Source organism: Actinomadura syzygii (genome assembly GCF_008085905.1).
Lineage (GTDB): Bacteria > Actinomycetota > Actinomycetes > Streptosporangiales > Streptosporangiaceae > Spirillospora > Spirillospora syzygii.
In genome coordinates this window covers 70071-82679 of the sequence record NZ_VSFF01000016.1, presented here as the reverse complement: position 1 = coordinate 82679, position 12609 = coordinate 70071, and the positions used below count along the sequence as shown (strand labels likewise).

The window sequence follows — 12609 nt, the reverse complement described above, 5'->3', positions numbered from 1 at the left end:
ACGCAGCTGGGCCGCCATCGCGGAAGCCATGGGCTGCTCCCAAGCGACTGGCGATTTGCCACAGACCGTTCGAAGAACGCCAGGAGGAATTCATGCCGCGTCAGCCCGACCCCCAGAAAGTCCAGGCACGCCACGCCCTCATCGTCATGCACCTGGACATCGCCCGCACGGCGATCCGCGGAGCGATCAACCGTCTGCATCCCGAGCCCCGGTGCCTGCCGCTTCCAGACCTCGCCCTACCGACCCTTGTCCCAGGCCACCCCAACACCGGCGAGGTCTCGCCGACGTCAGAACCGGAACTGGTCGAGGACCCCTACCAAGCCATCGTCAACGACATCTTCCTCAACCTGTTCACCCCCGACGGCATCCACCGCAACCGGCGATGGACGGCTGACCACCCCGACGGCTGCTCCCACATGCCGCACTCGTCGGTGCGTGCCGTCTACGAGCTGATCTACGCGTGGTACGGCGTGATCGCCGAAGCCGGGCGCTATCGAGACGCCGAGTCCAGACGCAGTTCGTTCGAGTGGCGTCTGGGCTTCGTGCAGTACCACCTCAACGCACTTGCAAGCCTCCCGGCCAGGGGTTCGACCCTGGGGGCCGAGACGCCCACCGCCGAGGCCCCCGGCGTCGCTCCCTCCAACGAGACCGACTAGACCATGAATGTCATGGCGGCCTCGTGGATGATGGAGGGCCAGAAGCTTGACGCGGTCCAGGACGAGGAGATCGAGCGCCTCGTCACGCGCGGCGACCTGCCGAGCGGGGGCGCGATCGCCGAGATCCCCACCCGCCACACCGCCGCGATCTCGGTCGCGACCGGCCCCGGGCGCCTTCGAACGAACTGACCTCGCGGCGGTCCGGGCCGTCGCCGACCCACTCGACGACGAGACGCCGCCCCACTCCAACGACGGCGGACACGCGGCGGTGACCAGGCTGGCCTCCGCTGTCGACTGCTTGGCCGAGGCGGCCCGCGCGCCGCTCGCCGACGTCAACGTCGACACGCCGTGGCCGGCCGACCCGACGGGTCGCCTGAAGGAAACACCCCCGCCCACCTCCGTGGCGCATATCTCCCACATCGACACGGCCCGCGCTGCCCGCCAGACCGCCCGACGTGGGGTCGCGCGGCCCCAGCCTTGCCGACCCCGGCCCGGTCGTGCCGCCGCGGCCGGGATGACCTTCGGCTCGGTCGCTCCGTCTCTTACCGCACTGCCCACCTGCTGAGCGCTCTCTAGACAGGAGCCCCATCATGACCGCGCTCACCGCCGACAGCGAAGCTTTCGCCGCCGCCATCCTGCGTGTCGCTCGGTTCCTCCCCGAGACCCTTAGCGGTCGGTTGCCGCCTACCTGCAAAGGCATTCTCCTCGCCGCTCGCCGCGGCGCACTGGAGATCGTCGCGACCAACCTGGAGGCCACCGGGCATGGCCGAATTCCCGCCGACGTCGCCGCCCCCGGCCGTGTCCTGCTTGACGGCGTCCGCCTCGCAAGAGTCGCCGGCCACCTGCCCGCCCCGCGTACCGCGATCGCACTCGAGGGCATGCACGTGGCCATCACCTCCGGTCCAGCCCGCTGGCGGCTGATCACCCTGCCCGACGAAGACTTCCCCACCGAATTGCCCAGCGGCACCGACCTGAACATGGTCAAGCCCGTTGCCCCGGACAAGCACCAACGGGAGCTCGTGCGCCGCGGCACCTCCCGCGACCGCGCCCGCCGCGCCGCCCGCCCGCGGCGTGCCGCCGACCTGTACGCCCCGACCGGCCTGGAGGTCGGCGCGTGGATCACCTGGACCCGTGAGACATCCGACGGCACCCAGACCGTCACTGGGCAGGTCTGGTCGGCCGCTCCCGGTGCGCATGCTGTGTGGGCCCTTGCCGAAGGCGAGACCGCCCCCGCTTACGTGCGGCCCTCCTACAGCGCCCAGCGCGGCCACCACCCCGCCCCGCTCTGCCTCACAGAGTTCCCGCCACCTGCCACCGCGCCGAGTGGAAGAAGCTCATGAAACTCACCGACCTAAGCGCCCTACCTGGGGGTGCGCCCTTGCTCGCCGGGGCCAGCCACCGAGCCGGTCCTTCGGACTGGGCTACCACCGCCTGGCCCCGGCGCGCTCCGCAAGGTCTGGCTGATGACCTGCAACTCCGATGAGCAGCACCACGAACTGGAAGGAGAAGGCCGTGGCTGACCACATGACCCCTGAGGACGAAAGGCGCATCAACGAACTGCTCGCAAGGCACCCGGCGCTGCTTCAGCCCGAGGCGATCGAGTTGGGTGCTGAGGTGAAGCGGCTCCGCGCCGAGGTGCAAGAGCAGGAGGGCTGGTCCAAGGACGCGGGGGATAACAACCTGGTGGTCGTGCGGCTGCCGTGCGGGCACGCGCGCCTAGCGTTCGCGCACTGGCCCACCCGGATCAAGCATCTCCGGTACTGTCTCGTGTGCGGTTGTGATGTCGGCGTTGGCCAAGAGATCGCACGAGTAGCCGAGCTGCACTCACCTCGCGGCATCCGCGCAGAGGCACTCGGTCTCCGGCAGTATCGCAGCGCTGACGACCCAGAGTGGCGTGCGTCATTCGAGGTGGGCAAAGGCGTCCTGGAAAGCGGTGACATCGTCTTCCGGCCTGCCTTCGAGTACCGCTGCACCCGGTGTGGCACGATCGGCGGACGGGCGCAGAATTTGAGGCCAACGCTCGCCGACCTCGACAACATGGCCGACCGGCACGAGTGCCTGCCGCCCGTCGAGAAGGCCGTGCTCGGAACGCACACGATGGGACAGGGATCCGCGATGGGCATCCTGGATGTCGTCGCCGTTGCGCTCACCGGCCCGCTCCCCGAGCACCAGAACTGGACCGTGAACCCGCTCCGTCTCGACACCGATGCACGGCCGGGCGCCCTGGAGCGCTACGCGCTGGACAAAACCACTCAACGACCGGGCGACGGCGGCCAGGACGCCGCCGAGATGAGCGACGACATGGTCGAAACGACCTTGTGGGCGCTGAACACCCATCACACCGGCCCGGGCACCAGCTGGTACACCGACGGTGTTCAGGCGGGCACCTCACTCGGAACCGTCGCGAAGATCGAGTTCTACCTGCTCCCCGACGCGGCCGCCCACGCCGCTGGCCTCCTCATCTGACACAAGGCTCGCCCGGCGGCCCGCCCGCGGTTGCCGGACGGCCTACGCGCACAGATACCGGACCAACTTGTGCCCGACCTGAAGGAGATGGCCTACGGTCCTAAGGTCTGCATCGAAGTCGTGGTCCACGGTGCCACGGGCGGCGCCGTGGCGCAGAACCACTGGGAATCAGGCGCAAGCCCCGGCTGCCGAGGTAAACGGCGAGCGGGACAAGGCAGCGAGCTTGCAGGATCCGGTCGGCCGGGTGCCAGACAGCGCGAGGCCGTAGGCCCGCGAGGAACCTCCTGGGACCGCTGATCTGACCGACTGTCCTCTACGAAGGATGGCTCCAGGGGGCAATTGGCGGCACTGGCCCACCTGCACGACAGCCTGAGCAAAGGCCGGATCCGCCCGGGTAAGACCGGCGACCAGCAACAGGATCGCCGACACGGTCAGGGGGCAGTGCGCCGGCTGCCCACATCGTGCCAGACCGCGTTTGCGCCGCTGTGCCCGATCCGGATCACCTGAACGCCGGTGCTGGCCGCCAACCCGACCGTGAGGACCACGGCCACAAGCGTCACCGCATTGGCCCAGCGTTCCGGCCGATCCGCGTTTCGTCGAACGTAGAGGCCGACGGCGACGATGACGGCCAGGGCCCCCCAGAGCGCGGCCGCTAGGGGAAGCAGCGTGTCCGCCAATTCCGCATGCTCTTCCACCAGGGAAGATCGGGGGACTTGTGCTTCCAGGTGTTCTCCGCTTTCGGTGGCCAAAGGGATCGTTACGACGGCGACGGTGGCCAGGCCGAGGACCCAGGGTGCCAGTAGCCGTCGTGCTCTAGGCCATAGCGCCACTGTCAGGGCGGCCAGCACAGTCAGCGGAACCAGGAAGACAACGATATGAACGATGAGTGGATGAACCGGCAGGCCCCAGACAGTGTTCGGCATGGTCTCTCCTCGGAAGATCGATGATCACAAGGATGGTCGACATCCGAGCGTGCGACCGCCTTTGCGGGGACCTTCAGAGGGCATTCATAGGGACCGTCACGGACTGCCACCTGATCCGGTCGCGAGTTCGACCTGGTCGAGTCCGCCCTTCGGCACCGTTCACCTCAAGGCCGGTGCGGCGGCGGTCATCATGTCCATCGTCGTCATCTTCGGGGCCCTGTCGGACCAGTGACCTTCACGCAAAGAACCCCGGGAGTGCTTCGTGCGCTCCCGGGGTTCTTTTCTCTCGCTATCACGAGACTGCAGGCATGGTCTCGTCTCCCGCGCCGACCTTGCTCTCTCCCAACTCTTCGTCGCTATCGAGGTGCCGGTTGACGCTTCTTGACGCCGAGAACTTCAGCACCGGGTAGTCATCGACATCGGATTTGCCGAACCGAACTTTGTGGCCTTTGTGGGCCTGTCGGTAGAACCGGCCGAAGCTCGTCAGTACCACCGTCTCCCCGTTGGACACGGCACTGGTGAGCTCGTCGAAGATCCCTTCGTAGACAGAACTCACCGTCTTGGTCGGCATTCCGCTGCGTGCCGCGACCCGGGCGATGAACTCACGCTTGCTGATGCGCCGCTGCTGTGCCATTGCCATCCTCATTTCCCTACTTCCGCATGCGCATATTCGGTTCTCACGTAAACCAGTCCATCTGGATCTGGCCATCCAAGGGTGGTCAAAAGTTTCGGCGGATTATTCGAATCGTCTCAGAATTCGAAGGTCTGGTCGATCTCCCGCCGGTCATCGCGGTCCTCGAAGTCGACGACCTCGGTGACCGTCCGTGCCGTCGTCCGCGACCGTTCCTTCTGCTGGGCCTCGACCTGGTACGCCGCTCGCAGTTTGGCCTGGATGCCCTGCTGGGCGAGTTCTGCGGCCGCCTCCAGCGAGGACGTGATCATCTCCCTGGCCGCCGACACCCGCGGCTGGCTGTACTGGCGGGCCTGCTCCCATCTCGCCCGGTCCTCCGGCGTGACGAAGCCGAAGCAGTCGGCCAACTGGCTGGCAGTGGGAAGTCCGTGCTGCTGCCGGGGCAAGGTGCCCTCCAAAGTCTGCGCCTTGTTGCTGGTTCCTGGTCCGGCTCTCCTCACGCCTGGTACTGCGCCCCCGCTTGCTGCTCGTTGTGCGGTGGCCCTGGGCGCTCCCTCCCTGCCCCCCGCTCGGATCCGGGTGCTCCGGTTCCGCCCGCGGCCTGGTGCGCCTGCCAGTCCGCGTGGGCCTGACGGGGGTCGACCGTGGCCCGGTGCATGAAGTCCTGCCAGTTCTCGCCGTAGGTCTGGCCCCACTGCCGGCTGAACTCCGGATAGGCGTCCCGGACGGCTTCGATGGCCTCGACGTAGGCGTTGGCGTAGGTCTCCTGCAGTTCCTTGTCGTTGAAGCCGTCGGCCGTCATGGCCGCCAGCATCGTCCGGGACTGGAAGAGGCGGTCGGGGACCGCGCCGGGCACGCCGTCGCCGTCGAACTTCTCGGCCCGCGCCACGTAGCCGAGCATGTATCCGGCCATGTCCTGGTTGAAGGCCGCCATGTCGCCGCGCTCGATGGCGTTCGCCATCGTCTGCGCCATCGTCGTGGCCATCTCGCCCTGGTGGGCGGTGGCCGACATGGGGCTGCGCAGCGTGAACGCGCCGAGCACGCCCGCCTGATTGTCCGGGTCCCTGTACCGGGTGGGCACGACCTCGTCGCCGAGGTAATTCTCGAATGTGCCGCGCCAGACCTTGTGCACCCGGTCCGTTCCGGCGATGCGCTCGTGGTGGGGCGGGCTCATCCGCAGCCGTCCGTGGGCCATCCCTTCGATCATCACCTGAACCCGCGGGTCGTCGCGGACCCGCTCGCCGAGGACGACGCGTGAGGCCTGGGCGACGTCCTGCCGGGTCAGGCCGTCGTCCTCGGCCTGCTTGTACAGCAGTGCGATCATGGCGTTGTAGCTCGTGGCGATCTGGTTGGTGTCGGCGCCGGGATGGCGCATCCGCGCGAACGCGTTCTCGGTCAGGGCCACCTCGGTCATCGCCGCCGAGCGGGCCGTGAACATCTCGCGGTTGCCGCGCTCGCGGAACTGCAGGTCGTCGAAACGCCTCTGCCACTTGGCCGACATGAGCGAACGCGGATCGACGAGGTCGATCCGCCTGTCCCCGAGGTCGGCCAGCCCCTTGTTCCGCTGTGCGAGGAATCTGTTGGCCACCCGCGCCCGGTACTGCGCACGATCCATCTTCGATCGGGCCTTGGCGTCGATCCGGTTCTGGATCGCCTCCCTGACCGGCTCGGCGTACTCCTTGACGACGTTCTGGAAGGTCGGCGACAGCAGATACATCGTCGTCATCGTCGACGCCGCCCGCACGATCGCCGCGGCGTTGACCCCTTGCTGCATCGGCCGCAGGCAGGAAGCGACCATCATCTGGGCGTAGACGCTGTGCAGGGCACTGACCTTCTTGGCCCGTTCGTCGTCGGTGAACCCGGGCGCGTGGATGTCCGACAGGCGCAGCGACTCCATGTATCTCTCGCCGGCGTCGGCGATGTTCTCCCGCAGCAGACGCAGTTCGTCGCGCTCGCTCAGCCGGGGTTCGGCGCCCAGGCGCTCACGCTCGGTGGCGCGTGCCCGCTGGCGCTCTTCCCACCGCCGCTGGGGGCCGGTGGTGAAGAAGGTCTTGGCCCGGTCCCACCGCACCCGCCAGCTCGTTTCCCCGTGCGGGGGTGGTCCTTCGGTCCACTCGGCGTCGACGGGCTGCTCGAAGGAATCGAACGGCTCGTACGGGTGCTCCTGGCGCGGATCAGCGGTGAGGATCTCGCCTTGCAGGATCTGCAGCTGCTTTCCACCGCGGCTTCCCCGGTCGCTGTCCATCACCATCTCCCCATCTCGGTGTCGGTGTCGTCTGTGGTGGCGTCGATGTCGATCGACGGTGCGTAGGCGGGCGTCCGGGACGGGCTGGAAACGCCGGCGGTGACGGCGTGTGCCGAGCGGCGGCGGGCTCCCCGGGCTTGCGCCCCGGCGTGGCCGTCGGCCATGACGTCGCGCTTGACGAGCGCCTCGTCGATGACCGGCTCCTCGGCGTCTGCGGCGGCCGGGGCGTCCGGATCCGCTGGATCCAGACCGACTCCCGCCAGCTGTGCGTCGACCAGCGCCCGGGCCCGGCGGGTGACCGCCGAGGCGAACTGGGTGTTCTTCTCGCCGTCGAAGAGGTTCTCGTGGTCGTCGGCCGCTGTGATGAGGTCCTGCAGCGTGCCGCCGTAGGCCATCCGGTCCATGAGGGAGCCGGCCAGCGAGGGGTCGTCCTCGAGATTGCGCACGAGCCCGGTCCTCGGGTCGGCCAGCGCCTCGGCCACCCGGGACACATACTCCGGGTTCACCGTGACACCGAACCCGTCTTTGGCCCGGTAGAAGTCGATGAACTGCTCGGTCCACTCCTCCTTGGTTGCCTGCACGGGCCCGCCCTGGGCGACCTCGGTCCGCCACTGGCCCGGCCCGAGGTGCTCGAGCTTGCGGCCCCTCCACAGGTCGCGCCCGGGGCCCTGGAGCATCTCGTACTTGTGCCGGGCCTCGGCCGCGTCGTGCTTGGCCTGCAGGATCGACTGCGTCACCGGGTAGGTGACCTCCAGGACCGCCTTGAGGTCGGCGTTGCGCAGCGCCCGCACCGCCCGCTGGGAGTACGAGCCGCCCAGGCCGGTGCCGTGGGCCTTGATCGCGGTGGCGAACATCGAGGCCTCCTGGTCGTCCTGGGTGATGCCGGGCCGGCCGTCCTGGCCGAGGTAGCGCTCGTAGTCGGCGAGCTTGTTCTCGCTGCCCTTGGCCCCGGTGTCGACGCAGACCTCGCGCACGCTCCGCAGGTGCGCTTCGTGATCGGAGAAATTCAGGGCCGTGCCGTACTCGCCGCGTTGGGCGGCCCGGTAGAAGAGACTGAGCCGCTGCGCGGCGGCGTCCAGGCGCGCGCGGGTCGTCTCCGTGTCCTCGGCGTCCGCGCCCTGCCCGATGAGGTTGGTCTCACCGCTCAGGGCGTCCAGCTCCTGGCGCAGTTGCGGGCTTTTGGACAGGGCTACCTGAGTGTCGAGGGAGACCTGCATCGCCAGCGGGTGCGTGCCCCGCTCGCTCACCACGCCGGTGTCGAGCAGGTTCGCCGGAACCGCCAGTTTCTCCATCGCCTGGCGTTTGGCCGCTTGGGTGTGCAGCTTGACCACGGCGACCGCGTCGCCGTCGAAGTCGCCGTCGAAGCAGGCGTCCATGACCGGGTTGATCGCCACGCCCGTGAGGCGCTCGTCGATGGCCACGCGCAGGTAGCGCAGGCCCGCATCGCGCAGCACCGGGTCACGCCAGATGAGCGCGTGGTCGCCTTCGGCGAATCCGAGTTGCTCGGCCATGACGGGGCCCATCGCCACCTGATCGATGTCCAGCCGCGGGTCGGCCGTCCACACCGCGGTCGCCGAATCGGGCAGCCGCGAGGACATCAGCCCGGTCTTGAAGGCGTTCTTCCTCCCGGTAAAGACGCGGTGCTCCAGATCGGAGGTGATCGACTCGAACTTGCGCTGCGCGTGCCTGGCCGCCTTGCTCATGTCCTCGACAAGGGTCGCGCGCGCCTGCTGTCCGAGAGAACCGCCGTTCAGCTTCTCCCGCATTGCGCGGTACCGGCACGCCTGCTCGTGGATGTCGAGATAGCGGTTGGTGTAGTCGTGGGTGACCGTCGAGCCGTCCTGGAACTCCTGGCCCGAGCGCAGGTGCGAGCTGAGCACCGGCAGCTTCCACGAGGAGGCCGTGACCGCCTCGGTCTGCTCGCCGGTCGGATAACTCAGCGGGAACGGGATTTCGAGGTCTCCACCCCTGTCGCCGATGAGCTCGCCGAATGCCTTCCTCATCGCCGTGGCGTTGAGACCGCCGTTGGCGGTGCGCACGAGCTCCGGCATCCGGATGAGCCGGCGTTGCGGCCGCTCGTCGAGTGCCTCATGGCTCAACCCGGCACCGTCGACGGCCCGGCCGACCACGCGCAGAGTGCCGTCGGCCTCCATGTCCAGGCCGACGCTGAGCATGTACTCGCGCAGGTTCGCCTCGGCCCCGGTGTTGCCGCCGTAGAACTCGGTCATGATCGCTGGACAGTCCTGCGCGCCGAGCGCCCACGCCAGCTGGCTGGAGGCCTTGCGGCCCCGGCCGGCCAGGATGGCCTCGTCGTCGTAGATCTTCGTCTTCTCGTCGACGGCCATGTGCGTGATGACGAACCGCATCTCGCCCAGTGCGCTGTGCTTGTACTCGCCGCCGGGCGAGACCAGGTCGGCGACCCGGCTGTCCATCAGCTCGCGCGCCGAGCCGGCGTTGCGCCGGGAGATGAGGCTGAACGGGCTCATGACGACGTCGAGATCGGCATTGGCGGCAAACCACGCGACCTCGCGTTCGATGCCCTGCTCGCGCGCCTGGTCCGGCCGCATCTGGCGGTCGACGACCAGGGAGATGACGCCCTTGTTGCCGTGCAGGTCGCTGATCTTGTCGCCCACGACGAGGTCGCGCATCCGGCCCCCGGCGCCGCGGATCCGGTTGGCCTCGGCGAACTCGCGGGACACCACGATGGGGTCGTCGGCCGTCCAGCCGCCGAAGGTCATCATCGCGGTGCCCGTCGGCGTGGTGATCGACGAGGACTGCATGAGCGTCGACGCCGTCATCTGCTGCCGGTCGAAGGGGTCGAACCGCAGGGTCTCCAGTTCCGCGCGCCCCATGAGCGGTGCCCGGGAGCCTGTCACGGTGCCCGGGTCGCCGGGGGTGACCCGCCCGTCCGGGCCGACCTGGGCGTCGGCGGTGAGGTAGCGGACGATGCCCTGGTTGGTCGCGCCGCCGGTCATCACCGGGTCGAAGTACCCGGCCGGGGCCCGGCGGCCGTTCTGGTCCGTGCCCGTGAGCACGGTCATGTTCCGTCCGCCGGTGAGCTTCCAGGCGTCGAAGTGGTTGTCATCGGCCGGGTCGGCCTGCTGCGACTGCGCTCGGTGCTCGGCGTAGACCGTCGACCCTGCCTTGATGTCGTTGGAGTAGCGCACCCGCTTGGCCTCGGTGGCCAGGATCGACGCCGTCCACGGGTCGATCCGCCCCCCGGCATCGAGGGCGTCGACGTCGTAGAGGAGGTTGTGCTCGATGAAGTCGACCGGGTGCTTGGTGCCGTAGAGCTGGGAGTACACGCCGTTGAGGGAAGCGCCTTCGCCGACCTCGCTGCGCCCCGACAGCAGGTCGCCGGCGAGCTGATACTCGATCCGCTCGGTCATCGCCTGCTCGTAGCCGCGCAGCAGCGTGCGCTCCTCGACCGTCTTGGTCTCGCCGATGGCCTGGGCGGCGATCCGTGCTTCATAGCCGGGGACGATGAGCGCGTTCTCGCCGCTGGCGAACCGGGTGACAATCTCGCCGTGCTCGCCGACGTCGAAGACCTGGCCGATCTCGCCGGACGCCTCGGTCACCGAACCGTCGCGGTGGACCTTCTCGGCGTTCCAGCCGATGACGCCCCGATCGTCGATGAAGATACCGGTGACCTCGGCGGCGTTGCGCTCGATGCTCGCCCGCACGCATCCGCCGATGCGGCGGATGAAGTCCGAGGCGTGGGTATCGATCGCAACGGCGGTGGCGGGATCGAATCGGATGAGGCGGTCTTTGAACCGGTTCGACTGGAACCCGGCCCCCATCATCTCGGCCGGGTCGACCTCGGCCCGCCGCAGCGCGGAGGCGAGGTTGTCCAGGTTCGACCACTGGCCCGTCGGGCTCGACATGTGCTTGGCGACCCGCACCGGGTCGAAGCGCTGCTCGACGAACTCGCCGTCGACCTCGCGGAACTGCGGCTCCCACGTCCCGACCATCTCGTCCAGGACGTCCTCGGCGTGCGCCCGGATCTTGTCGGCCGCGCTGCCGGCGTAGACGAGGTTGCCGAGATCGGTCTCGATGCCGGCCCCCTCGGCCTGGAGTTCGCCGATGGCGCCCAGGCGTTCGGCGTACATCTCCTCGGTCGCGCCGGGGCGCAGCAGGCGGCTCTTGCGGCCGATGAGGACGTCCCAGTAGGAGCGCTGGATCGCAGCGACCTCGGCGTCGGAGGAGAACCTCGGCGGGTCGGGCTCGACGGGCGCTCCGGCGGCATCGGCCGACACAGCAGCGCGCCGCTCGTCGTAGTAACCCATGAGGCCCTCGACATCGAGCGCGGCGGCCAGGTTCTCCCGGGCGCTGCTCACAGCGTCCATGAGGTACTTCTCGGCTGGTTCGGCGTCGACGAAGTACTCCGGCAGCCCCCGGTCGGTGGCGTCCCGGCGGAGCATGACCTTCGAGCCCTCGCGACGGCGCCCACCGGGTACCCGGTAGTCCTTGACGGCGAACATCGACACCTTGCCGACGTGGTAGCTGTCCTGGATGTCGGTCGGCTCGCTGGGACCGCCGCGGCCCTTCCGCACCATCTCGGTGTGCGTGCTGCCGAGCGCGCCCACCGTCACCCCAGGCTGGTCCTGACGCTCGATCACCCGGCCCTGCGCGAATCGCAACAAGTCCACGGCCTCGGCCGGGGTGGGGGAGTAGACGGCGGTCCGCCCCTGGCCGATCTTGTGGTTGGTCGAGTACCGCACCACCATGCCGTCGTCGTAGATCCGGGCCCCGGCGTAGTCCTCGCGCTCCCGCGACTCGGTCAGCCGGACCTCCATGCCCGTGCCGGAGATCCGGGCCTTGATCTGGCCGGGGTTCTGGTCCCGCAGCACCTCGTAGCCGATGCCCTGGGACTGCAGCTCTCCGAGCATCGCCACGGACCGGGCCAGGGCCGCCGGCGTCATGAAGCGGTTGCGGTCGATCCGGCCGGTGCGAGGGTCGCGCCCGCCGTCGATGACCCACTCGCGGACCTGCTGGTACTCGCTGGCGCTCATCTTGTCCATGAGCGCGGTCAAACCGCAAACGTCCTCGTCGGTCATCGCCTGGCCGGCTTCGATGGCCTTGCCGTCGCCGTCAAGCCTCCACAGCATCATCGACCCGCACTCGGGGGCCGAGAGCCTCTCGGTCTCGCCGGCGGCGACTCGCGTGATGGTGTCATCGGCGGCGTAAGTCAGCGCCGTCCCGGCCTGCTTGACCGTCGCCCGCGCGGACCATGCGGGATCGTAGGGACTGATCGGCAGCGCGGGTGAGGCCGAGGCCCCTGGGCCGAGACCGACCTGGTGCATGAACCTCGCCTGAAGCCGCTGGTAGTTCGGATCGCCGCCCGAATGGTCGCCGAACAGCGGCTGCGCGCCCGGAACCGTCTCGGCCAGCGCCCGGTCGAGCGCGGTCAGGAACGGCGGGATCGACAGTGACGGGTCCGCCAGAGACGTCTTCTCCTCGGCGAGGTGCTCGTCGATGCGGCGGCGGATGAGCTTGGCCTGCGAGATCGGAATGATCGACCCTGTCGCCTCCCTAGCCTGCCGAATCGCGTCGTGGACGATGTACTCGTAGAGGTATCGCCGCAGTCCATGAGCCGTCTTCACGATGTATCGCCCCCATCCGAGTGATCGGGCGCATAGCTGTACATAGACGATACATCACTATTTCAGATGGAGGAGAAATGGTAAT

Annotated in this window: 9 protein-coding genes; 4 read left to right on the top strand and 5 right to left on the bottom strand. The window is 68.7% G+C overall.

Annotated features, from left to right (window positions below; all coding sequences use genetic code 11):
- The first annotated feature begins 92 nt into the window (after positions 1-92).
- The 4 genes from FXF65_RS37270 (at position 93) to FXF65_RS37260 (ending at position 3122) form a co-directional block, all read left to right on the top strand.
- Positions 93-656, top strand: coding sequence for a hypothetical protein (locus FXF65_RS37270; protein WP_148354812.1), 564 nt, complete (start codon positions 93-95; stop codon positions 654-656).
- 12 nt (positions 657-668) lie between these two features.
- Positions 669-845 (top strand): hypothetical protein, encoded by a 177-nt coding sequence (locus FXF65_RS44200; protein WP_187412729.1) that lies wholly within the window; start codon positions 669-671, stop codon positions 843-845.
- A gap of 401 nt (positions 846-1246) precedes the next feature.
- Positions 1247-1996: a beta clamp domain-containing protein gene (locus FXF65_RS37265; RefSeq protein ID WP_148354810.1), complete on the top strand. Its 750-nt coding sequence runs from the start codon at positions 1247-1249 to the stop codon at positions 1994-1996.
- A 139-nt stretch (positions 1997-2135) separates the two neighbouring features.
- Positions 2136-3122: a hypothetical protein gene (locus FXF65_RS37260; RefSeq protein WP_148354808.1), complete on the top strand. Its 987-nt coding sequence runs from the start codon at positions 2136-2138 to the stop codon at positions 3120-3122.
- Positions 3123-3553: 431 nt separating this feature from the next.
- On the opposite strand, the gene FXF65_RS37255 is transcribed toward FXF65_RS37260, so the two are convergent.
- From FXF65_RS37255 to FXF65_RS37235, 5 genes are all read right to left on the bottom strand, one after another.
- Positions 3554-4045: a DUF2231 domain-containing protein gene (locus FXF65_RS37255; protein WP_148354806.1), complete on the bottom strand. Its 492-nt coding sequence runs from the start codon at positions 4043-4045 to the stop codon at positions 3554-3556.
- A gap of 292 nt (positions 4046-4337) precedes the next feature.
- Complete coding sequence (locus tag FXF65_RS37250; protein WP_148354804.1) at positions 4338-4685, bottom strand: HU family DNA-binding protein; 348 nt, start codon at positions 4683-4685, stop codon at positions 4338-4340.
- A 110-nt stretch (positions 4686-4795) separates the two neighbouring features.
- On the bottom strand, positions 4796-5134 hold the full coding sequence (locus FXF65_RS37245) for a hypothetical protein (RefSeq protein WP_148354802.1): 339 nt from the start codon (positions 5132-5134) through the stop codon (positions 4796-4798).
- Between the two features lie 38 nt (positions 5135-5172).
- Positions 5173-6921 (bottom strand): hypothetical protein, encoded by a 1749-nt coding sequence (locus FXF65_RS37240; RefSeq protein ID WP_148354800.1) that lies wholly within the window; start codon positions 6919-6921, stop codon positions 5173-5175.
- Positions 6921-12524, bottom strand: a complete 5604-nt coding sequence (locus FXF65_RS37235; protein WP_148354798.1) for a hypothetical protein — start codon at positions 12522-12524, stop codon at positions 6921-6923. The genes FXF65_RS37240 and FXF65_RS37235 overlap by 1 nt, the downstream gene beginning before the upstream one ends.
- Positions 12525-12609: the final 85 nt, after the last annotated feature.